We start from the raw sequence: 22,014 nt of genomic DNA, 5'->3' as shown, positions 1-22,014 counted from the left end.
TTGGACACTGCACATAATGACAAATGGAGCCTGTCAGAACCCCGCGTATCAGGCTGCCCCACAGCAGCCAGGGCGGAAGAGTGAACCAAATATATGAGCGGGTGGGAATCCTGCGGCCCGAACACTAAGATTTCATATATTGTGCACCGAGAGGAATGCACATCATAAATCTAGCCCGACCCAATCGACTCAACGACGAGTAGTGGACCGGTGAGAAATATTATAATAACACAACGAAGGGATTCCGAATTGAAAAGCCGTCCTTTTACCATATTTCTGCTAAAGCAAGGCTTCGATGCAAATAATTCACTCAAAAACGAGCACGAACTAGACCAAGCAATAGCATCAGATCGACTCCCAGAAAATTCCAGCGTATATATTCTAGACAGTCAACCGAGGGCGCCATGGTGGCGAGAATACTTCAATATCGCCAACCCTCTTCAGCAGGCAAATAAAGGTGCACTCGTATTCATACCAGTGGCAGACAGGCACTTCGCCCTATCGTTTGGCCATGTCTTCCATAAATTACGCGACAACTGTTATGAGTATGACTTCGGACTACTAGTAACACTCAATAGTCTCGACCCAAAAAAACTCAAAAGTGCTGACATCATGGACCCTGGGGCGTCTAGGCGAAAGAGAACCCAAATCCCAGCAGCTGCCGACATTACATTCCTTGATTTTGATAGCAACACTGAGATTGTCCGAAGCCTAACAGGGGCGGTAAAGGAAGAGTTTATTGGACTTTTTAAAAGTGCGACGGGCTCAGCCAGCCTTAAAATTAGTCTGAAATTGCTTCCCGAAGAGCTTCATGGCTTGTGCAATACACTGCTCGATCTATACAGATGCGAAGACTACCTCGAAACCTTTCCAAGCGTCGGAAAAATCTCACCCGAGAATGATCCTGATATCATTCAAGTACTAGACGAGCAGCTTCTAGAGTGTTTTATTTCCCAAGACCCTTCTTTATCCCTTTGTATCCCTGACATCGTGGATTATCGAGACAATACCTCCTGCCGATTCCAAGGGCGCGGCGGACTGGCAGAAATCTATACGGATATTTCACTAGATGCATTCTACGACTATCTAGGTGAAGACACCGACCTAAACGTGCTCACCATCGAAAAGCTGAAATCTTTCAGCCTGGCACTCTGTGATGCCGAAGGAAACATCAGCAGAGCTTACAACATATACAACTGCCTGCTACTTGACATTGTTGAGGGTCATAAATTTTATCATTTATGCGAAGGCGGCTGGTATCGCGTTGAACGAGAATATATCGAGCACCTTAAGCAATATTTGGATGCCAAGTGTGAGCCTAATGATTTATTCGATTATAATCATGACCTGATTAAGGACGGGTTAAGTCACTACAGCGAAGAAACTTACAACGAAGCGGTGGCTAATGCTCACCCTGCATTCATATGCTTGGATCAGCAGAATATGAGCATTGATGGGCAGACCGCTATTGAGCCGTGTGACTTGTACATGGTGATTCCTCCTGTTAACGGCACCCAAGAACTAGGAAAACTGTACCATTTAAAAATCTCTACCAGATCATCACAGCTAAGTCACTTATTCAATCAAGGGACCAACTCGGCTGAATTAATTATCCTAGAGCCCAGATGTCGCGATGCGCTGAAACAATTGATTACTGATCGGATTGGCCAGAATGATCTGCAGCTATACCACGCAGCAATTGACAATATTAATATTAAGATAGTATACGGCATCATCACGACTAAATCACCAGCAGATTTGTCTGACAATCTTCCGCTGTTTTCCAGAATCAGCTTAATGCGCTGTTTCAAAAGCCTAGACTTAATGCAAATCTCCTCTGCGCTAATTTACATCCCTGACGCCAGCCCACCGAAAAACAAGTCCTGCGCACTGCCAGCCGCGATCGTCGAAGTAGTAGAATTAAAAAAAGGAAAGAAGGAAATCCGCGTAATTGCCGGGCAAACGCTTCAAGAGGGATTAAAAGTAAGCCGCTGCTCCGCCGCTATCGCAGAAAGTGCCGCAGGATCTCAGTTCAAAATACTCTATAAGATCAACAAAGAAGGAGCTCCATACTCAAGCCATCGCTGGCCTCATGAGGCCGTGAATTAGCTCTACACACATAATTAAACAGTGTAAATACTTACATGTTCGCCAGTACGCTTTGCTGGCAACAGTTCCATCATCCACCAAGTGACTCGTTTAAATTAAGCCTGATGCTTGACCATAACCAGATAAACACATAGAGCAGAATATTTTTCCCATGGGAATTATTGAGAGATTTTTTTCTTCAGATGCTATAAAAAACATGTTCGACAACATTAGGAATTTGGGCTTGTCAGCAGCCGTCCAAATCACCGGGAGCTACCTCGTAAACACGGTAACCCCTACCGCTCAGTGGCCAGAAGTAACATTCTCATTCGGCTACTCCTTAATTGCTTGCGGCTTTATTCTGATGATCACCTGCATTTTACACGGATACTTCTTACTCAAGAAATCCGCGCTACCCCTATTTGTTTCAAGGTCAATCTCTTTGATTTATTTCATTTTAGCAACACTACTATTCCTTACCACGCTCAAAGCCAAGGGCATTGCCTTATGAATATCTACTAGATGCATATGGGCTCCCACCACAAGCAGTAAGTATTTTTGGAGTTTTCAATGCCAAACGTAATCACAAGCAGTGGTCTGCAGCTCAATGCCACCTACTCAGTCGAAGAGTTTCAATCGATTCCAGGATTGATTTTAGAGTCTTGGGGACCATCCACTCGAAATGCCGATTACAACAAAGCATTAGACGTTTTGTTGGAAAGGCTCCAAGCGGCGGGATTCCTCTCCATTTCAGTTAATATCATCTCCCGCGATCTAGTACGAGCATTTCCTGACTTCTCGGATCGAGCGATCAAGATTGACGGCGAAGAAATTCTTTTGCTAGAGGCCGGCCACACAGAAGAGCTTCGGACTGCGATTGGAGCACAGCAAGCACGTCTCAAAGTTAATCCAGACTCTAAGGGCGGAAATCGTACAAAACGCATCTTGCTGCATAGCTCTTTGATATCACCCCAAGATTGGATCCAAATTTCAACCGGCAGCTTCAATTCCGCCCAATTGCTGAAGCAGCTTCAAGAGCCTACGGCCGACAATGCTGAACTAGAGGTGCGGGCAACTGCTTTGATACGCTCCATGCTTGAAGTGCCGCCAGGTCGCGCAAAGCCTGCTAGCACAACAGCCACAAGCACTGTATATGCCCGCGATCCCGCTGTTAAAGCTTGGGTTCTTCAGCGAGCGGATGGGTGCTGTGAACTCTGTGATTGTTCAGCGCCGTTTCTGAGAGAAGATGGCCTGCCATATTTGGAGGTGCATCACGTAAAGCCCCTAGCCGAAGGCGGTAGCGACAGAATATCGAACACAATTGCATTGTGTCCCAATTGCCATAGGCGCATGCACCACGGCCAAAGCAAGCTGGATCTCCGAGAGGAGGCGGTCAGAAAAATCCCTAGGCTGCTACAAGAATCCAGCAGCTAACAAATCGCGGGGCTTGATCTCTCCTACCCTGGTTGTAATCCCCATCAATACATGAAACCACCACGCCATTCGCAAGGCTAAATCCCTGCGGAAACGTCGTAGCACATCCGCGAGGCAATCCGTCGTAGGGACCAGCAGATTCCCGTCCAACGGACCATCGGCGGCCCGTGCTTCTCGACCTCTACTGCCGACATAAGCGGCGCGCGAGCTGTTCGGCCCGGAGCAACCGCGAAGACCAATCAGGTGCCCCCTCGCTCGCACGGAGCCAGAAATCAGATTGAGGCTCAGAATTTGCCTGTACCGCCCGATGTGGAGCCAAGAGAATTGGACGACTTCGCTGACTGTTTTGCAGCACTGGCGCTACTTATCCGGCACGCACTTATAAGATGATCGCTGGCTGTCAGGTAACCAAGCCTGCAGAAGCGAGTCCAGCACAAACGGTCACCAAACGGTCACCAGAACCGGCCTTTTGAGGTGAAAGCAAAAAACCGTGCCCAAAAAAAATCCAGTCACCGCTAAGTGACTGGATTTTCTAGGGTTATTTGGTCGGGACGGAGTGATTCGAACACTCGACCCCTTGCACCCCATGCAAGTGCGCTACCGGGCTGCGCTACGCCCCGACTAAAGATTTGCTTTCAGCTACAGCCGAAAGCGGGAGGAACTATAAACTAAGCCCATGAAATACGGAAGTTTTTTCGTAGAGCATCACTTCCGCAGAACAAGTAAAACGTCTTCCAATTCGACAATCATTTGCCGAATCAGCTGCTTGTACTGAGTGGTATCGTCCTTTGCCTCATCACCGGAAAGACGCTGACGCGCGCCGCCGATAGTGAAACCTTGATCGTAGAGTAAGGCCTTGATCTGCCGAATCATCAGCACATCCTGACGCTGATAGTAGCGGCGATTTCCACGGCGCTTCACTGGATTGAGCTGAGTAAACTCCTGCTCCCAGTAACGCAGAACATGTGGCTTCACCGCGCAAAGCTCACTTACTTCACCAATGGTGAAATAGCGCTTGCCCGGTATCGGCGGTAACTCATCGTTATGACTTGGTTCCAGCATAAGCTTCGACTCTGGCTTTCAGTTTCTGGCCTGGACGAAAAGTGACGACACGGCGAGCCGTAATCGGGATTTCTTCTCCCGTTTTTGGGTTACGTCCGGGGCGCTGACGCTTGTCTCGCAGATCAAAATTGCCAAAACCCGACAATTTGACCTGCTCATTAAGCTCCAGCGCCTGCCGGATTTCCTCAAAAAACAGCTCTACCAACTCCTTGGCTTCCCGCTTATTCAGGCCTAGCTCTTCATACAGACGTTCCGCCATTTCAGCTTTCGTCAGAGCCCCCATACGTTACTTCCTTAACGTGGCGTTGAACCTTTTTTCCAGCGAGGCAAGGATGTTCTGCGTTGTACTACTTACCTCATCGTCATTAAGAGTGCGCGATGGATGTTGCCAGGTCAAGCCGACGGCCAAGCTTTTTCTATGCGGATCAATACCTTTACCGTGATACACATCAAACAGCCTGAGGTCTGTCAGCCATTCGCCGGAAGTCTCACGAATAGTTGCCAGCACAGACTCAGCAGCAATGTCCTTATCCACCAGCAGTGCCAAGTCCCGACGTACCTCTGGGAAGCGCGATAGTTCTCTGAATTGAGGCAAATTACCTTGGGCAATTTCAGACAGCACCAATTCAAAAAGATAGATCGGCTGCTCCAAACCTAGCGATTGAGTTAGCTCAGGATGAATTGCCCCCATATAGCCGATGACTCGCCCTTCTCGTTCAATTTGCGCCGTCTGACCAGGATGCAGTGCAGCATGTTGGCCTGGGACGAAGATGAAAGAGTCCAGCGCACCTGCATGGCCCAGCACTGCTTCGACGTCCGCCTTCAAGTCATAGAAGTCAACGTCGTCACGTCCGTGAGCCCACGCCTCAGGCAAGCGACTTCCGGTAATAACTCCCGCCAGCATCGCTTCCTGCTTGAGGCCTGGGAGCTTACCTTTAAAGCGCAATCCGCTTTCGAACAAACGCACTCGGGACTGCTGTCGATTGAGGTTGTGCTGCAGTGCCTTGACCAAACCCGGCCACAGCGACGAACGCATGGCAGCCATATCGGCAGAAATCGGGTTGGCTAGTTGCAACGGCTCAACGCCCGGATCGAACAGGTCGAACAATTTAGGATCAATGAAACTGTAGGTAATAGCCTCTTGATAGCCCCGTGCGACTAACAAACGCCGCAGCACTGGAAGCTCCGAACGGGCTTCCGCCTTGGCCTGTGGCGCTAGGCGTGCCTGCGGATAGCGGATTGGTAAGCGGTTATAGCCATAAAGGCGCCCCAATTCTTCGATCAAATCCACTTCTATCGCGATGTCGAAGCGATGACTGGGTACCTCGACCTTCCAAATCCCGGAGCTCTCCTGGGTTACGGATAAGCCTAACGCGCGTAACAGTTGCTCGATCTCAGCCGAATCCATTTCTAAGCCGAGCATTTGGGTGATGCGCTCGGCCCGCAGAGTGATGGCGGCAGTGATTGGTAGGTTAGCTTCGCTGGCCACTTCAATTATCGGCCCAGCTTCTCCACCCATCACCTCGACCAACAGTGCAGTCGCTCGCTCCATGGCCTTACGCGGCAACAGAGGATCTACGCCACGCTCGAAGCGATGAGACGAATCCGTATGCAGGCCATAGGAACGTGCTTTTCCAGCCAAAGCGATCGTATCGAAGAAAGCGCTTTCGAGAAAAAGATCCGTTGTCCCGGTGTTAACGCCACTGCGCTCCCCACCCATAATTCCCGCCAGCGCCAGCGCACGTTGATGATCGGCGATGACTAAGGTGTCGGCTCTTAAGGTGATTTTCTGCCCGTCGAGCAGCGTCAGCGTCTCGCCCTCTTCGGCCATGCGCACATGAATCCCGCCCTGGATCTCGGCAAGATCAAACGCATGCATCGGCTGCCCCAACTCGAGCATCACATAATTGGTGATATCAACGGCAGCATTGATGCTACGGATATCCGAGCGACGCAGGCGCTCGACCATCCATAGGGGAGTAGCTCGGGATAGATCGACATTGCGGATCACACGACCGACGTATCTCGCACACGCCTTAGGCGCAAACACATCAACCGGTCGAGTTTCATCATGTGTAGCTGCGACAGCTTCAACTACTACGGTCTCGACATCGGCAGCATAAATAGCGCCGACCTCCCGAGCCAAACCTGCCAATGACAAGCAGTCACCACGATTTGGCGTCAAACCGAGCTCGATACTGACATCATCCAGCCCTAGATATGCACGAATACTTTCGCCAACCGGCGCATCGATCGCCAGTTCCATCAAACCGCTATCGTCTTCGCTGATCTGCAGCTCAGACGCCGAACACAGCATGCCGCTGGATTCAACTCCACGCAGTTTCGCCCTTTTGATCTTAAAATCACCGGGCAACTCCGCGCCAATCATTGCGAATGGAATTTTCAAACCTGGACGCACATTTGGCGCACCACAGACCACTTGAAAAATTTCGCTGCCATTGGACACCTGGCAAACACGCAACTTATCCGCGTCTGGATGCTGCTCCGTACTGAGTACCTCGCCAACGACCACGCCGGAAAAATTGCCAGCCACAGGTGTCACGCTGTCGACTTCAAGACCGACCATGGACAACCGCGCCACCAACTCATCGCGCGAGGCCTGGGGATTCACCCAGGTCCGCAGCCACTGCTCACTGAACTTCATCCTGCTCTCCCAATCAATTCGGTTACGGTCATGCGTTTCTAGCGAAATTGCGCCAAGAAACGCAGGTCGTTATCGAAGAACAGGCGTAAATCGTTGACGCCGTAGCGCAGCATAGCCAGACGCTCAACGCCCATACCGAAGGCGAAGCCCTGATACTTTTCGGGATCGATACCGGACATGGTCAACACGTTTGGATGCACCATTCCGCAGCCCATCACTTCCAACCAACCCGTCTGTTTACATACGCGACAGCCTTTACCGCTACACATCACGCACTGCATATCAACTTCAGCGGAAGGCTCGGTGAAAGGGAAGAACGACGGGCGGAAACGGACACCCAAATCCTTCTCAAAAAACACCCGAAGAAATTCTTCAATGGTGCCCTTTAGATCAGCAAAACTGATGTCCTCGTCAATCAGCAGCCCTTCAACCTGATGGAACATTGGCGAGTGCGTGATATCCGAATCACAGCGGTAAACCCGGCCTGGACAAACGATGCGAATCGGTGGCTGCTGGGACTCCATGGTGCGCACTTGGACGGGCGATGTGTGAGTGCGCAACAACATGTTCGCGTTGAAATAAAATGTGTCATGCATTGCCCGCGCCGGATGATGGCCAGGAATGTTGAGTGCCTCGAAATTGTGGTAGTCGTCTTCGACTTCAGGACCTTCCGCAACGCTGTAGCCGATATGCGTGAAAAATTGCTCGACTCGCTCCAGCGTGCGAGTAACGGGATGCAGGCCGCCGGATATTTGTCCGCGCCCCGGCAAAGTCACATCAATGCGCTCAGCAGCGAGCTTGGCGCTTAATGCTGCCTGCTCCAAAGCTGCTTTACGGATGTTCAACGCGTCTTGAACGCGCTCTTTTGCCACGTTAATCAGCGCACCGATCTTCGGCCGCTCTTCGGCCGGCAAATCGCCCAGGGTTTTCATTACCTGAGTCAGCTCGCCTTTCTTGCCAAGATAATGGACCCGGATTTGCTCCAGGGCATTGGTGTCTTCGGTATGTTGCACGGCCTCAAGCGCTTGCGAGACCAGCGCATCCAGGTTTTCCATGTACGGACTCCAGATACGAAATAGGGGAAGAGCTTGAAGGCCCTTCCCCTATTGGTGACGTTTAGCACCGGGCAAGCCCGGTGATTGTCGGGGACTTAAGCCAGAACGGCTTTCGCTTTCTCGACAATCGCAGCAAACGCCGCTTTTTCGTTCACTGCCAGATCGGCCAGAACCTTACGGTCGATCTCAACGGACGCTTTTTTCAGACCGGCGATCAAACGGCTGTACGACAGACCGTTGACACGAGCACCAGCGTTGATACGAGCGATCCACAGTGCGCGGAACTGACGCTTCCGCTGACGGCGGTCACGGTAGGCATATTGGCCAGCCTTGATTACCGCCTGCTTGGCAACACGGAATACGCGTGAGCGTGCACCGTAGTAGCCTTTGGCGAGTTTCAGAATTTTCTTGTGACGGGCACGGGCGATAACGCCACGCTTTACACGAGCCATGAATTAATCCTCTTGACCTAGACCGGAAATCAACGCAGACGCAACGAACGCTCTACACGAGCGACATCAGACTTATGCAGCATGGAAGTGCCACGCAGCTGACGCTTACGCTTGGTGGTCATTTTGGTAAGGATGTGGCTCTTGAAAGCGTGCTTGTGCTTGAGGCCACCAGCAGTTTTCTTGAAGCGCTTCGCAGCGCCACTCTTAGTTTTCATCTTTGGCATGTTCGGATACTCCGCATTGAGTCAATTTCACATAACCACAAGGCCTGCCAGTGCCCTGGAGATTATTTTCGCTTTTTGGGGGCGATGACCATCATCAGTTGGCGTCCTTCCAACTTAGGATGCTGCTCAACGGTGCCGTATTCAAGAAGGTCGGCTTCGACCCGCTTCAACAGCTCCATGCCCAGATCCTGGTGAGCCATCTCACGACCGCGGAATCGTAAAGATACCTTGGCCTTGTCCCCATCACTTAGGAAACGTACCAGGTTGCGTAGTTTTACCTGGTAATCCCCTTCTTCCGTCCCTGGACGAAACTTGATTTCTTTAATCTGAACCTGTTTCTGGTTCTTCTTGGCGGCTGCTACCTGTTTCTTCTTTTCGAACAGATGCTTGCCGTAATCCATGATGCGGCAGACAGGCGGCACTGCATCAGCGGAAATCTCTACAAGATCCAGCTTGGCTTCTTCAGCCACTCGAAGCGCTTCATCAATCGAGACGATGCCAATCTGCTCGCCGTCCGCGCCAATTAACCGAACCTCGCGTGCCGAGATATTCTCGTTGATCGGGGCTTTCGGTGCAGCTCGTTTATCCTGTCTCATTTCACGCTTAATAATGATTACTCCAAATCTTGGCGACCACGCCGGGAAACCGCCTGCGCAAGGAACTCCGCGAATTGAGCGACGGGCATCGAGCCCAGGTCAGCACCTTCACGAGTACGCACAGCGACTGTTTGCATTTCTACTTCCCTATCCCCGATCACAAGGAGATAAGGTGCCTTGAGCAAAGTATGCTCGCGGATTTTAAAGCCGATTTTTTCGTTTCTCAAGTCGGACTTGGCACGAAATCCGCTTTGAGTCAGTATTTTTTCCACTTGCAGAGCAAACTCAGCCTGTTTATCGGTGATATTCATGATCACCGCCTGCACAGGCGCCAGCCATGCAGGGAATGCTCCTTCATAATGCTCGATCAGCATTCCGATAAAGCGCTCGAAGGAGCCGAGAATCGCTCGATGCAGCATCACTGGATGCTTGCGACCGTTGTCTTCACTAACAAACTCAGCACCCAAACGAACCGGCAGATTAAAATCGAGCTGCAGGGTACCACACTGCCAGACCCGACCCAGGCAATCCTTGAGAGAGAATTCGATTTTAGGACCATAGAAGGCCCCTTCGCCCGGCTGCAGATCGTAGGGCAAACCAGCATTGTCTAAAGCCGATGCCAAAGCAGCTTCAGCACGATCCCACAGCTCATCGGAACCCACGCGCTTCTCTGGACGAGTCGAGAGCTTTAATTGGATATCGGAAAACCCGAAATCGGCATAAACATCCAGCGTCAGCTTGATGAAAGCCGCCGACTCCGCCTGCATCTGCTCTTCTGTACAGAAGATATGCGCATCGTCCTGAGTGAAACCGCGGACCCGCATGATGCCATGCAAAGCACCGGACGGCTCATTGCGATGGCAGGCACCAAATTCCGCCAAACGAAGCGGCAACTCGCGGTAGCTTTTCAACCCTTGGTTGAAAATCTGCACGTGGCACGGGCAGTTCATCGGCTTGATCGCGTAATCACGACTTTCCGACTGTGTCGTGAACATATTTTCCGCGTAGTTGGCCCAATGCCCGGATTTTTCCCACAGACTGCGATCGACAACCTGCGGTGTTTTCACTTCCAGGTAACCGTTTTCGCGCTGCACACCGCGCATGTACTGTTCAAGCACTTGATACAGCGTCCAGCCATTCGGATGCCAGAACACCATACCCGGAGCTTCTTCTTGGGTATGGAATAAATCCAAACGTTTGCCGAGCTTGCGGTGATCGCGCTTCTCCGCCTCTTCGATACGAGTGACATAGGCAGCTAGCTGCTTCTTGTCAGCCCATGCGGTTCCGTAGACGCGCTGCAGTTGCTCGTTCTTGGCATCACCACGCCAATAGGCACCAGACAACTTGGTCAATTTGAATGCTTTGAGAAAACGCGTATTGGGCACATGCGGCCCACGACACATGTCCACATATTCTTCGTGAAAATACAGACCCATCGCTTGCTCATTGGGCATATCGTCGACCAAACGCAGCTTGTAGTCTTCGCCCCGCGACTTAAACAGCTCAATCACTTCCGCCCGCGGAGTAACCCGCTTTACAACATCGTAATCTCGATCAATTAGCAGCTGCATGCGCTGCTCGATCGCAGCCAGATCATCCAGAGTAAAGGGCCGTTCATACGCGATGTCGTAATAGAAACCCTCATCGATAACTGGACCGATCACCATTTTGGCGGTCGGATAGAGCTGCTTAACCGCATGCCCAACGAGATGCGCGCAGGAGTGGCGAATGATCTCCAACCCTTCAGCGTCTTTCGGAGTGATGATCTGAAGGCTGGCGTCGTTTTCGACGAGATCGCTGGCATCCACCAGCCGCCCATCAACCTTACCAGCTAGAGTGGCCTTTGCTAGACCCGCACCAATAGACTGCGCCACCTCGGCAACAGATACCGGGTGATCAAATGAACGTTGACTGCCGTCGGGAAGAGTAATGGTTGGCATGGCGCCTCCTCTCCTAGTGGTGACCCCTACCAAAGGTCACGTGGGTTGGGATGAGCTAATACGTGTTCCGGCGGTGTACCTGCCTCACGATGGCAGGAGCAAAGCTCACCTAAACCGAACCAGAGTCATTTGACGCAAGAGGCCGAGTGCTTCCAGAAAGCAAGGAAACTAACAAGCGGCCAATAAAAAAGGGTCGCCTAAGCGACCCTTTTAATTTGGTAGGCACAATTGGACTCGAACCAACGACCCCCACCATGTCAAGGTGGTGCTCTAACCAACTGAGCTATGTGCCTGCATTGGTCGCGCATTCTACGTACTTACAAATTCCTGTCAACAAATTTTCTTCTAACTGTCTGAAAAAATGGATTTTTTCGCACCTGACGCCATACGGGAGCATGCGTGTCGCAACAACTATGTCACGCAAATCGGCGCCCATACCCAGCACACAGCCTGTTTTTTCAATGAGGGGCTGCCCGGCTCAGCACCTGCCTTGCGAGCGTCGCCGCCTGAGGCTGCCCAGCCAGATCAAGTCCATCTGCAGCCAAACGCCAACGCTGCGGATCCACTTTCGAAGGAAGACTGGTCGGCAACTGCACCAAGACCGCCCACCCACCCGCATCCTTCCACGCAGAATCAAAAGTGGAAAATTTGAGAATCTGACGTTTACTCGATCCGGATCTCAGCAAAAAGGTTTGCCGAAGTCGATCGTAACCAACGATCACGGCGTAATGCGGCTTCTTCACCCATCCAATCCCCTGATTCAACTGAACTAACACCGGGGAGCCGCCCGCCACCTGCCCCAGAATTTCAAGACTTGTTCTCAGTGGATAGACGATAAAACCCTGCTCATGGGCCACGCGCTGGATGTTGACCAATAATTGCGGCTCAGCATCTGGCAATCCCAATTCCTTCGCGACCAGGCCAGGGGTCGTAACCACCCCCTGTTGTGACAACATTACCGCCAGAGAGCCGGGCGCCCCCTCATAAGCCGTTTCAGAAAAAAATGGCACCCCAATAAGCTCTACGCGCTCAGGCAGCCTGCCGAGATCCGTCGGCAAATAAATCGCGCCTTGACAGCCGCCTAACACCCCAGCAATTAAAAAGAAGCGCAGACAAGAAAAGGACCCGCGAGAAATATTGAACAAAGCTCGTCTCCCACCGATTTCCAGCACCCGACCACTTGGTCAGTCATCCGGGCCAACATTCCCCGAAAATGAAAAAACCCGGCCAAAGCCGGGTTTTTCTGCAGATGCTCAGCTCAATTACTTGGCCTGTGCTTCCACTTCAGCTTCCACTCGACGGTTCACAGCACGACCTGCGTCAGTGGCGTTGTCCGCCACTGGACGGGACTCACCATAACCTACCGACTGAATACGCTCACCGCCAACACCGTACTGATTGACCAGGACGTCTTTAACCGCATTGGCACGACGCTCAGACAGCTTCTGGTTGTAGGCGTCAGTGCCGACGGAGTCGGTGTGGCCTTCAACAGTGGTGGTGGTCGACGGGTACTGGCCCATGAAATCAGCCAGGTTTTTGATATCGCCGTAGCTTTCTTCTTTAACTTTGGACTTGTCGAAGTCGAACTTCACGTCCAGCTCAACACGCACAGCTTCAGCGGCAGCCGGGCAACCATCCGCATCAACAGTGACATTAGCCGGGGTGTCAGGGCACTTGTCAACGTTGTCGCAAACGCCATCGTTGTCGCTGTCGGAGCAAACCTCGGCAACCGGAGCCGGAGCAGCTTCAACCGGCTTAGCACCACCACCGAAGTTCATGCCGATGCCGACGCTTGGAGCCCACTCGGTATCACCCTGATCGATGTTGTATTGAGCTTCGACACCAGCGCGGGCGTAGAAATTCTCGGTGAAATACAGCTTGGCACCGCCGCCAACGTTCGCGAAGGTGGAGCCATTACGACCACCGGCACCGTTTTGACCGATGCTTTGATCCGAGAAACCGGCAGATACGTATGGACGCAGTGTGTCGCCCGGAGCATTGAAGTGGTACAAGGCGTCCAGAGCGGTGTTCGAGCCTTTGATGTTGCGGCCATCATCGCTACGAGCATTGTGCAATTCGTCATAGCCCAGACGCAGCTCAACGTCGTCGGTCAGGAAATAACCAACGGAACCGCCGAACAGGTTGCCGTTGTTTTTGAAATCGCGAGCACTATCGAACTGCTCTTTCTTAGCGAAGCCTTCAACCTCGACAGCGCCTTGCCCTTGTGCCAGTACGGCCAGCGAAGAAGTGGCCAGCAATGCGCCAATGACAACGCCTAAGGTGTTTTTCAATTTCATCCGTAAATCCCTATCTTGGTGGTCAATTAAGTTGTCCAAGAATACCCAGACAACTCAACTAGTGATTGTATCAGAGTTCGCCGACTCGTTAGAGGTGCCACTTCGCATTAAGCTTCTGGATCGCCTGCGAATTTTTCCCGCAAGCGGTCCAAGGCCCGCTTATAACGCATCTTTGTTGCGCTGAGCCCCATACGCATGATGTCGGCTATCTCTTGGAATTCAAGTTCTGCGACAAAACGTAGCACCAAGATTTCACGATCAATTGGATTGACATGAACAAGCCAGCGGTCTAGACCACCTGGCTCAGCAAGCACCGGAGCCTTCTCCTCAGATGCCTCTTCCAGCGGATCCAAACTCAGAGCATCCATCAAACGACGCTTTCTGCGCTCCTTCCGATACTGGGTAATACATTCGTTGTAAGTAATACTATAAAGCCAAGTTTTAAATTTTGACTTTCCTTCAAAGTTCTTTAATCCATAAAGAACTTTGAGCATAACCTCCTGACACACATCATCCGCATCACGCTCGTTACCAAGATACCTCGCGCATACGTTGAACAATGTACGCTGGTAACGGCGCATCAGCTCTTCATAAGCCCGAGTTACATGAAACAATTCTCCATGAGCACGCGCCACGAGCTCTTCATCGGAGAGATCGCGAGGGTCATAACGAGACGGTAATGATTGGGCTTTGTTCAAAACAAATCGAGCCGACAGTAAGGGAGATAGCCGCCATCACCCAGGATAGGGTCACTAGTCGGCGATATACATTAGCAGGGTTAGCGCGTTAGCGACTGCTCACCTGCTGCTCGAGCAGAGTCCGATTGGCTACGGAAACCAGCTCTCCCTCATCCGTCAGTACGGTGGTCTTAACCGTGCCAATTTCTTCGATCTGACCTTCTACCGTGCCCACTTTGACTTGCTGCCCGACCTGATAAAGCTCGCGCACATAAATACCGGCGAGGATCTGCCCCGCTAGTTCGCGACTTCCCAGCCCTAATGCCAAAGCCACTGCTAAACCAACAGAAATCAGCACGATGGCAATCACGTTGTTTAGCAGCTCGGTCTTCACTTCCAGCTGACCGATAGCCACGGAGATACTGATGATGATCACCAGTCCTTGGGCGATTCGCCCAAGTCCACCCGCATAGTCAAGCCCGACCCCTTCGGCCGCACCACGCACCAGGCTATTGACCAACTGAGCCAGCAGAATACCGACAACCAAGACCAGAGCCGCGCCCAGCACTTTTGGTAGGTACAAAGCCAGCACATCGAGCGTCGCGGAAACGCGCCCCAGGCCCAAAGAGTCGGCGGCGGAGACCAGGAAAATCAGCAGCACGAACCAGTAAACGATCCGCCCAACTAGAGTCGAAACCGGTACGCGAATACCTACTCGCTCCAGCAGCTTGGTCAGACCAGTGCCCGCCATCAGGCGATCCAAGCCCAGTTTGGCCAGCAGCTTGGAAAGTAGAGTATCCAGCAGCTTGGCGACTACGAAACCCAGCAAAACAACCACCAACGCACCGAACAAACGCGGGATAAAACCGGCGACAGGCGTCCATACGTTGGTCATAGCGCTGACCAACCCTTGAGTCCAGGGATCGAATTCCATCGTTACTCGGCCTTATCAGCAGAAGAATTGGAAGAGGTGCGGCGTGAAACCGGAGCCACATGCGCAGAACCATTGCTCACGGCTATTAACAGAGCTTCAAACCAATGCCCCATCAGACTGAATAGATCACCTGCCCCAACCTGGCGGTTAGCGGTTTTCAGAACGCGGCCCAAGGTCGCGTCGTCATCATGTGGCGGGGACGACGCCTTGAGCAGGTCTCGTAGGGATTCTTCAAAAGGATCGCGCATGCATACCTCGCAGGGTGTGACGGCTAGACGAGGTCAATAGTCGGTAGGTCACATCAAATCCAGCGCAAACGGCGAAAAAGCCACCACTGCCCGAAGGCGAGAGAGCCAATGATGAGACAGGCACCCAGGAAGCCGACCGGGCTTTCCGAACCCGGGATGCCGCCGACATTGATGCCGAGCAGACCGGTCAAAAAGCTCATCGGCAAAAAAAAGCCGGTAATGATGCCAAAGCGATACATGGTGCGATTCATCCGCTCACTTGCTCGCCGATGCTCGGATTCCAGCACCAGGCCGACTCGTTCACGGATCAACTCCAGTTCTTCCAGATTGCGAATCAGGCGGTTGCTGAGCTCATTCCAGTAACCTACGTTCTCAGGAGTGAACCATGGCAATGGATTGCGGGAAAGCTGCGCATAGACATCCCGCTGCGGAGCCAGAAAACGGCGCAAACCAGCGGCGCGACGCCGGATATGCAGCATCAACCCATGATCAGGGGCATAGCGCTCATCGGCGTCGATTTTTTCTTCTTCGCCATCGATCTGCTCTGACAGTGCAGTCACCACATCATCGACCTTGTCGCTCAAATGATGGGCCAGATAGAACAGCAGTTCGGAGGCAGTTTTCGGCCCGACACCACGACCCAACTCATCGATGAGTTGATCCGTGGCCAGCAGCGGGCGCAAACGCAGCGAAATCACCTGCTGCGGCGCGGCGAAAATCCGCACTGAGACCATATCCTCGGGTTCGGCACCGGGATTGAGATTGACGCCGCGCAGGAACAGCAGCAGCTCTTCGTTGGCCAAAGGCAACAGCCGAGGACGGGTGTTTTCCTCCAACAGCAAATCGCAGCTGAATTCGTTTAAACCGCTCGAACTGCGCAGCCAGGCATGGGTTTGCGGATGCCCACGATCCCAGTGCAGCCATACGCTTTGTCCGGCATCGAGTTTCAACGAATCAAGCTGTTGACGCGAAATAGATGTCGCGCCGCCCTCGCCGTCCAGCACGAATGCATGGACCAACCCCCACTGCGAATTGTCTTCCTCGAGCATTGCTACTCCCACAAACATGCGACCCAGAAAAAACCCGACTCACGCCGGGTTCTTAATTGTTACTCCGGCATCGTCAGCGGTTTGGGCGAGACAATGATTCCGTTGTTATCGGCGTACATGAACTCGCCTGGGCGGAAGGTCACGCCCCCAAAGGTCACCGGCACGTTGAGATCGCCAATACCGCGCTTGTCGGTTTTCATTGGGTGGCTCGCGAGTGCCTGAACGCCCAAATCGGTCTGCGCGATGACATCGACATCACGAATGCAGCCGTAGACCACCAAACCTTCCCAGCCATTCTTCGCCGCTTTTTCGGCCAACATGTCGCCTAGCAACGCCCGCCGCAGCGATCCGCCACCATCGACGACCAGTACTTTACCCTGGCCATTGGTATCCACTTGGTCCTTGACCAGCGAGTTGTCTTCGAAGCACTTGATGGTGACAATTTCACCGCCAAAGGAATCACGGCCACCGAAATTGCTGAACATCGGCTCTACGACCTGTACCAGGTCTGGATAGGTATCGCACAGATCGGGAGTGATGTATTGCATTGGGAAACTCCTGGAAAAGGACAGTGGTTCAGGGTTCGACGCCAAGAAGATCACCATCAAAGACCATAGTGAATCGGGTCGATGGCGGACCGTGGGCATTCAATGATTTCCAGCACCCTGACGCGCGCAGCGCAGCACCCTACCGCTCAAGATCGCATCGTGCAAGGGAGCGCCGCGGTGCAGGCAGCGACTCCCCAGCAACAGCAGCTGGTTATCATCCACCATGAGCAAAATCTGGATGCAATTAACTGCTCATATATCTTAGCCGGCACGCGCCGCCCGGCGGAACACCGAACACCGAACGCAGAACGCAGCACATCGGCCACTCGCTAATCGCCTTTTTTCAGCTCCGGCAGTTCGGCATTGCGTAACCAATACTCGATCAAAGGCCAGACCTCGCCTTGCGCCGGCTTGCTGAGCAGCATTTCGATATGTCCGTAATCATCGGCAAAGCCTGTTTTCTTCCCGAGGCAAAGAAACTCGCGACGTGGCGAGCCGAAGCGCTCCAACAGTTTTCGACAGGCCCATGGCGGATCCTGATGATCCTCAGACGCAGCGACGGCAAGGACTGGTGCCTGCACCTCTGCGAGCCCCGCCCACCAATCGCGCTCGGCGTCACCGAAACGCCCGAATAGCCCGTGCCAACGCAAGCTTTCCAGCGCCACGCCAATTGGCTCGTCCTCCGGCCCCCGCTTGAGACCAGAGCCGGAAATGACCGAGAGGCGCTTGAGAAGCGCACGCCCTCCCCACTCCAGTGGCGGCAACTTCAAAGGCCAATACACCCGACTAACCTGGCTACCAAACAAAGCCACCGAAGCGACATCAGCCTCATCGAGGTAGTGACCGCCCAAGGCTGCCGCCAAGGTAATCCCGCCAAGAGAATGGCCGATCCAATGCGGCGCCTGACCACTTTGCTCACGCACGAACGCGGCGATGGCTGGCAAGTCATAGCGAGCATAGTCGGCTACGCGATTGTGTCGATAGGCTTGATTGCGTGGCGAAAGACCGTGCCCGCGCATCTCGGCGATCCAGACATCAAAACCTGCGCGCGCCAAATACGGGCCAAGCCCCAAGCCCTTTGGTGAATACCAAAAGCGGCGATTGGAAAAGCTGCCATGCAACAAGATCACGGGAATGCCCCGCGGCATTTCACACTGATGGCAGCCCAGACGAGTGACGGCCAATTCGACCGTGCTATCCGGGCTATTGCCAGGCTTCAAGCGATAAATGTCTTCACTTAGATCGCCCCGCAACTCGGCGCTCATCAATGCGACAGGAAATAATTCACTACTGCTTTGCATGCTGGTACGACGAAGAAAATGTTACTGGCACAAAAAAGGGCGGGATCAATCCCACCCTTTTTTAGTTGGTAAAGCCCGTTATCAGGCTTGTTGGCCTTCCGCGAGGAAGAACCAGGTCTCCAGCACCGAGTCCGGGTTCAGGGACACGCTTTCGATGCCCTGCTCCATCAGCCACTTGGCAAGGTCCGGGTGATCCGAAGGGCCCTGACCACAGATACCGATGTACTTGCCAGCCTTACGGCAAGCTTGAATGGCGTTGGAAAGCAGCTTCTTGACCGCCGGATTACGCTCGTCGAACAGGTGGGCGATGATTCCCGAATCCCGATCCAGACCAAGAGTCAGCTGAGTCAGGTCGTTGGAGCCGATGGAGAAACCATCGAAGAACTCCAGGAACTCCTCGGCCAGAATGGCATTGGACGGCAGCTCGCACATCATGATGAGCTTCAGGCCATTTTCACCGCGATTGAGGCCATTGCTGGCGAGCAGGTCGACCACCTGACTGGCTTCGCCCAAGGTCCGCACGAACGGCACCATGATTTCGACGTTGGTCAGGCCCATCTCATTACGGACTTTCTTCAGCGCACGGCACTCAAGCTCGAAGCAATCGCGGAACGACTCGCTGATGTAACGCGAAGCGCCGCGGAACCCGAGCATCGGGTTCTCTTCTTCCGGCTCGTACAGCTTGCCGCCGATCAGGTTGGCGTATTCGTTGGACTTGAAGTCCGACAGACGCACGATGACTTTTTTCGGCCAAAACGCCGCCGCCAGAGTGCTGATACCTTCGACCAGCTTCTCCACGTAGAAACCAACCGGGTCGTCGTAGCCGGCGATACGCTTCTCGACGCTGTCTTTGATATCGGTCGGCAGGTTGGCAAAGTTCAGCAGCGCCTTCGGGTGCACGCCGATCATGCGGTTGATGATAAATTCCAGACGCGCGAGACCCACGCCCTCGTTCGGCAGCTGAGCAAAATCGAAAGCTCGGTCCGGATTACCGACGTTCATCATGATTTTGAACGGCAGATCAGGCATGGCATCGACCGAGTTCTGGCGGATGTCGAAGCCCAACTCACCTTCAAAGATGAAACCGGTGTCACCTTCGGCGCAAGAAACGGTTACGCCCTGGCCATCTTTCAGCACTTGAGTGGCATTGCCGCAGCCAACAACCGCCGGAATACCCAGTTCACGGGCGATGATCGCCGCGTGACAAGTACGGCCGCCCCGGTTGGTAACGATTGCGCTGGCGCGTTTCATGATCGGTTCCCAATCCGGGTCGGTCATGTCGGAAACCAGTACGTCGCCCGGCTGGACTTTGTCCATCTCGGCGATGTCGTTGATTACCCGCACCTTGCCAGCACCGATCTTCTGTCCGATCGCGCGGCCTTCGACCAACACTTTGCTGGTCTCTTTCAGCAGGTAACGCTCCATCACGTTGACGTTGCTGCGGCTTTTTACGGTTTCCGGACGTGCCTGGACGATATACAGCTTGCCGTCATCACCGTCCTTGGCCCACTCGATATCCATCGGGCGCTGGTAATGCTTTTCGATAATCATCGCCTGCTTGGCCAACTCCGATACCTCGGCATCGGACAGGCAAAAGCGTGCGCGATCGGCGTGATCGACATCGACCACCTTGACCGACTTACCGGCCGTGGCTTCTTCGCCGTAAATCATCTTGATGGCTTTGCTGCCCAGGTTGCGGCGCAAGATTGCCGGACGACCGGCCTCCAGCGTTTGCTTGTGGACATAGAATTCGTCGGGGTTAACCGCGCCCTGAACGACGGTTTCACCAAGGCCGTATGCACCGGTGATGAACACCACGTCACGGAAACCAGATTCGGTGTCCAGGGTGAACATTACGCCGGCGGTACCGGTTTCCGAGCGGACCATGCGCTGCACGCCGGCGGACAAGGCGACCAGCTTGTGGTCGAAGCCCTGGTGGACGCGGTAGGCGATGGCGCGATCGTTGAACAGCGAGGCAAACACCTCTTTGGCTGCGCGGATCACGTTTTCCACGCCACGGATGTTCAGGAAAGTTTCTTGCTGGCCGGCAAAGGAAGCGTCCGGCAGGTCTTCAGCGGTGGCCGAGGAACGCACGGCGACGGCCATGTTGTCATTGCCGTTGGACATGGCCGCGAAGGCAGTGCGGATTTCAGCGTTCAACCGCTCTGGGAATTCCGCATCCATTACCCATTGGCGGATCTGCGCGCCGGCTTTCACCAGGGCATTCACATCATCCACGTCCAGCGCATCGAGGATGGCGTGAATACGGTCATTCAGACCGCTTTGCTCGAGAAAGTCACGATAGGCCTGGGCGGTAGTGGCGAAGCCACCAGGGACCGACACTCCGGCACCGGCCAGGTTGCTGATCATCTCGCCCAGGGAGGCGTTCTTGCCCCCTACGTACTCAACATCATGATTGCCGAGCTTATCGAGGGAAACTACGTACTCAACCAAGGTGATCTCTCCACTTGAGTTTGGGAAAGCCATGCGATGGCTTTGGCCCTGGCAAATAAGTCACAATGCCAGCCCATATGGGCCCGGCAAAACGGGGGGTCTATGATAGCCAAGAATCGTTCCCAGCTTAAGGCCTACGGCGCAAATGAAACGAACCGCTTTTTTCATCTCCGACGGGACCGGCATCACTGCTGAAACCTTGGGCCAGAGCTTGTTGGCGCAGTTCGAAAATATTACGTTCAATAAACTCACACGACCGTATATCGACAGCGTTGAAAAAGCGCGCGCAATGGTACAACAAATCAACGCTGCCGCGGAAAAGGATGGTGCCCGCCCGATCATTTTCGACACTGTGGTAAACCAGGAAATTCGCGACGTTCTGGCGAAGTCCGACGGTTTCATGATTGACATCTTCTCGACCTTCCTCGCCCCCCTGGAGCAGGAACTGACTTCCCGGTCATCCTATAGCGTTGGCAAGTCGCACTCGATCGCCCACAGCAGCAACTACATGGAGCGCATCGAGGCGGTCAACTTTGCTCTCGATAACGATGACGGCGCCCGTACTCACTACTACGACAAGGCCGATCTGATCCTGATCGGCGTGTCACGCTGCGGCAAGACGCCCACGTGCCTGTACATGGCCATGCAATATGGGATTCGCGCGGCCAACTATCCACTGACCGAAGACGACATGGAGCGCCTGCAGTTACCGGCCGCCCTCAAGGCGTACAAGCACAAACTGTTCGGCCTGACCATTGATCCCGACCGCCTGGCAGCGATCCGCAATGAACGCAAACCGAATAGCCGCTATGCCAGCTTCGCTCAGTGCGAATTCGAAGTACGAGAAGTCGAAGCCTTGCTACGCCGGGAAAACATCAACTTCATCAACTCCACGCATTTCTCGGTGGAAGAAATCTCCGCCAAGATTCTGGTGGAAAAAGGCGTCGAGCGGCGCTTGAAGTAGTCATCCGCTCGCAATCAAAGAGCCCG

General features: G+C 53.4%; 20 protein-coding genes and 2 tRNA genes. 3 read left to right on the top strand and 19 right to left on the bottom strand.

Annotated features, from left to right (window positions below; translation table 11 throughout):
* Nucleotides 1-249: 249 nt before the first annotated feature.
* Together NVV93_RS08545 and NVV93_RS08540 are read left to right on the top strand one after the other, a co-directional pair.
* On the top strand, nucleotides 250-2,109 hold the full coding sequence (locus NVV93_RS08545) for a DUF6119 family protein (RefSeq protein ID WP_258254004.1): 1,860 nt from the start codon (nucleotides 250-252) through the stop codon (nucleotides 2,107-2,109).
* A 549-nt stretch (nucleotides 2,110-2,658) separates the two neighbouring features.
* Nucleotides 2,659-3,522 (top strand): HNH endonuclease signature motif containing protein, encoded by an 864-nt coding sequence (locus NVV93_RS08540; RefSeq protein WP_258254003.1) that lies wholly within the window; start codon nucleotides 2,659-2,661, stop codon nucleotides 3,520-3,522.
* A gap of 543 nt (nucleotides 3,523-4,065) precedes the next feature.
* On the opposite strand, the gene NVV93_RS08535 is transcribed toward NVV93_RS08540, so the two are convergent.
* The 19 genes from NVV93_RS08535 to ppsA all read right to left on the bottom strand — a co-directional run bounded on the left by NVV93_RS08535 (nucleotide 4,066) and on the right by ppsA (nucleotide 21,024).
* Nucleotides 4,066-4,142, bottom strand: a tRNA-Pro gene (locus tag NVV93_RS08535).
* A gap of 85 nt (nucleotides 4,143-4,227) precedes the next feature.
* Nucleotides 4,228-4,584 carry a MerR family transcriptional regulator gene (locus NVV93_RS08530; protein WP_258254002.1) on the bottom strand — a complete coding sequence of 119 codons (357 nt, stop codon included), beginning with the start codon at nucleotides 4,582-4,584 and terminating at the stop codon, nucleotides 4,228-4,230.
* Nucleotides 4,565-4,867, bottom strand: a complete 303-nt coding sequence (ihfA, locus tag NVV93_RS08525) for an integration host factor subunit alpha (protein WP_003243414.1) — start codon at nucleotides 4,865-4,867, stop codon at nucleotides 4,565-4,567. The genes NVV93_RS08530 and ihfA overlap by 20 nt, the downstream gene beginning before the upstream one ends.
* A 3-nt stretch (nucleotides 4,868-4,870) precedes the next feature.
* Nucleotides 4,871-7,249: a phenylalanine--tRNA ligase subunit beta gene (gene pheT / locus NVV93_RS08520; protein WP_258253998.1), complete on the bottom strand. Its 2,379-nt coding sequence runs from the start codon at nucleotides 7,247-7,249 to the stop codon at nucleotides 4,871-4,873.
* A 38-nt stretch (nucleotides 7,250-7,287) separates the two neighbouring features.
* Nucleotides 7,288-8,304 carry a phenylalanine--tRNA ligase subunit alpha gene (gene pheS / locus NVV93_RS08515; RefSeq protein WP_258253997.1) on the bottom strand — a complete coding sequence of 339 codons (1,017 nt, stop codon included), beginning with the start codon at nucleotides 8,302-8,304 and terminating at the stop codon, nucleotides 7,288-7,290.
* Between the two features lie 95 nt (nucleotides 8,305-8,399).
* Nucleotides 8,400-8,756: a 50S ribosomal protein L20 gene (gene rplT, locus NVV93_RS08510; RefSeq protein ID WP_119893342.1), complete on the bottom strand. Its 357-nt coding sequence runs from the start codon at nucleotides 8,754-8,756 to the stop codon at nucleotides 8,400-8,402.
* Between the two features lie 29 nt (nucleotides 8,757-8,785).
* Nucleotides 8,786-8,980 carry a 50S ribosomal protein L35 gene (gene rpmI, locus NVV93_RS08505; protein ID WP_119893341.1) on the bottom strand — a complete coding sequence of 65 codons (195 nt, stop codon included), beginning with the start codon at nucleotides 8,978-8,980 and terminating at the stop codon, nucleotides 8,786-8,788.
* Nucleotides 8,981-9,042: 62 nt separating this feature from the next.
* Nucleotides 9,043-9,594, bottom strand: coding sequence for a translation initiation factor IF-3 (gene infC, locus NVV93_RS08500; RefSeq protein WP_258254316.1), 552 nt, complete (start codon nucleotides 9,592-9,594; stop codon nucleotides 9,043-9,045).
* On the bottom strand, nucleotides 9,594-11,516 hold the full coding sequence (gene thrS / locus NVV93_RS08495) for a threonine--tRNA ligase (protein ID WP_258253995.1): 1,923 nt from the start codon (nucleotides 11,514-11,516) through the stop codon (nucleotides 9,594-9,596). Before thrS ends, infC begins: the two co-directional genes overlap by 1 nt.
* A gap of 216 nt (nucleotides 11,517-11,732) precedes the next feature.
* Nucleotides 11,733-11,809, bottom strand: a tRNA-Val gene (locus tag NVV93_RS08490).
* Nucleotides 11,810-11,974: 165 nt separating this feature from the next.
* The gene (locus tag NVV93_RS08485; RefSeq protein ID WP_258253994.1) at nucleotides 11,975-12,661 is read right to left on the bottom strand and encodes a peptidase C39 family protein; all 687 of its coding nucleotides are present in this window, start codon (nucleotides 12,659-12,661) and stop codon (nucleotides 11,975-11,977) included.
* A gap of 117 nt (nucleotides 12,662-12,778) precedes the next feature.
* Nucleotides 12,779-13,813 (bottom strand): OmpA family protein, encoded by a 1,035-nt coding sequence (locus tag NVV93_RS08480; RefSeq protein ID WP_258253993.1) that lies wholly within the window; start codon nucleotides 13,811-13,813, stop codon nucleotides 12,779-12,781.
* A gap of 107 nt (nucleotides 13,814-13,920) precedes the next feature.
* A complete protein-coding gene (gene sigX, locus NVV93_RS08475; RefSeq protein WP_258253992.1) occupies nucleotides 13,921-14,511 on the bottom strand; it encodes an RNA polymerase sigma factor SigX in 591 nt (196 codons plus the stop codon).
* An 88-nt stretch (nucleotides 14,512-14,599) separates the two neighbouring features.
* Nucleotides 14,600-15,424, bottom strand: a complete 825-nt coding sequence (locus NVV93_RS08470; protein ID WP_258253991.1) for a mechanosensitive ion channel domain-containing protein — start codon at nucleotides 15,422-15,424, stop codon at nucleotides 14,600-14,602.
* A gap of 2 nt (nucleotides 15,425-15,426) precedes the next feature.
* Nucleotides 15,427-15,672, bottom strand: coding sequence for a CrfX protein (locus NVV93_RS08465; protein ID WP_258253989.1), 246 nt, complete (start codon nucleotides 15,670-15,672; stop codon nucleotides 15,427-15,429).
* A 53-nt stretch (nucleotides 15,673-15,725) separates the two neighbouring features.
* A complete protein-coding gene (locus NVV93_RS08460) occupies nucleotides 15,726-16,721 on the bottom strand; it encodes a zinc transporter ZntB (protein WP_258253988.1) in 996 nt (331 codons plus the stop codon).
* 59 nt (nucleotides 16,722-16,780) lie between these two features.
* Entirely contained in the window at nucleotides 16,781-17,269 is a 489-nt protein-coding gene (gene rraA, locus NVV93_RS08455; protein ID WP_258253987.1) for a ribonuclease E activity regulator RraA, read from the bottom strand.
* Nucleotides 17,270-17,598: 329 nt separating this feature from the next.
* A complete protein-coding gene (locus tag NVV93_RS08450; RefSeq protein ID WP_258253986.1) occupies nucleotides 17,599-18,570 on the bottom strand; it encodes a lysophospholipase in 972 nt (323 codons plus the stop codon).
* Nucleotides 18,571-18,651: 81 nt separating this feature from the next.
* Entirely contained in the window at nucleotides 18,652-21,024 is a 2,373-nt protein-coding gene (gene ppsA, locus NVV93_RS08445) for a phosphoenolpyruvate synthase (RefSeq protein WP_258253984.1), read from the bottom strand.
* Nucleotides 21,025-21,169: 145 nt separating this feature from the next.
* Here ppsA and NVV93_RS08440 point away from each other — a divergent pair, with 145 nt between their 5' ends.
* Nucleotides 21,170-21,988, top strand: coding sequence for a pyruvate, water dikinase regulatory protein (locus tag NVV93_RS08440; protein ID WP_258253983.1), 819 nt, complete (start codon nucleotides 21,170-21,172; stop codon nucleotides 21,986-21,988).
* The last annotated feature ends 26 nt before the right edge of the window (nucleotides 21,989-22,014 follow it).

Source organism: Pseudomonas sp. LS44, assembly GCF_024730785.1.
Classification (GTDB): Bacteria; Pseudomonadota; Gammaproteobacteria; order Pseudomonadales; family Pseudomonadaceae; genus Aquipseudomonas.
The sequence above is the reverse complement of the archived record's forward strand: the minus strand, read 5'-3'. Positions and strand labels throughout refer to the sequence as shown.

Coding starts and splice junctions, on each gene's coding strand:
- NVV93_RS08540 (WP_258254003.1), top strand. CDS start 2,659: ATGCCAAACGTAATCACAAGCAGTGGTCTGCAGCTCAATGCCACCTAC.
- NVV93_RS08530 (WP_258254002.1), bottom strand. CDS start 4,584: ATGCTGGAACCAAGTCATAACGATGAGTTACCGCCGATACCGGGCAAG.
- rpmI (WP_119893341.1), bottom strand. CDS start 8,980: ATGCCAAAGATGAAAACTAAGAGTGGCGCTGCGAAGCGCTTCAAGAAA.
- rraA (WP_258253987.1), bottom strand. CDS start 17,269: ATGCAATACATCACTCCCGATCTGTGCGATACCTATCCAGACCTGGTA.
- NVV93_RS08460 (WP_258253988.1), bottom strand. CDS start 16,721: ATGCTCGAGGAAGACAATTCGCAGTGGGGGTTGGTCCATGCATTCGTG.
- NVV93_RS08470 (WP_258253991.1), bottom strand. CDS start 15,424: ATGGAATTCGATCCCTGGACTCAAGGGTTGGTCAGCGCTATGACCAAC.
- rplT (WP_119893342.1), bottom strand. CDS start 8,756: ATGGCTCGTGTAAAGCGTGGCGTTATCGCCCGTGCCCGTCACAAGAAA.
- NVV93_RS08450 (WP_258253986.1), bottom strand. CDS start 18,570: ATGCAAAGCAGTAGTGAATTATTTCCTGTCGCATTGATGAGCGCCGAG.
- thrS (WP_258253995.1), bottom strand. CDS start 11,516: ATGCCAACCATTACTCTTCCCGACGGCAGTCAACGTTCATTTGATCAC.
- NVV93_RS08480 (WP_258253993.1), bottom strand. CDS start 13,813: ATGAAATTGAAAAACACCTTAGGCGTTGTCATTGGCGCATTGCTGGCC.
- NVV93_RS08465 (WP_258253989.1), bottom strand. CDS start 15,672: ATGCGCGATCCTTTTGAAGAATCCCTACGAGACCTGCTCAAGGCGTCG.
- NVV93_RS08440 (WP_258253983.1), top strand. CDS start 21,170: ATGAAACGAACCGCTTTTTTCATCTCCGACGGGACCGGCATCACTGCT.
- ihfA (WP_003243414.1), bottom strand. CDS start 4,867: ATGGGGGCTCTGACGAAAGCTGAAATGGCGGAACGTCTGTATGAAGAG.
- pheT (WP_258253998.1), bottom strand. CDS start 7,249: ATGAAGTTCAGTGAGCAGTGGCTGCGGACCTGGGTGAATCCCCAGGCC.
- pheS (WP_258253997.1), bottom strand. CDS start 8,304: ATGGAAAACCTGGATGCGCTGGTCTCGCAAGCGCTTGAGGCCGTGCAA.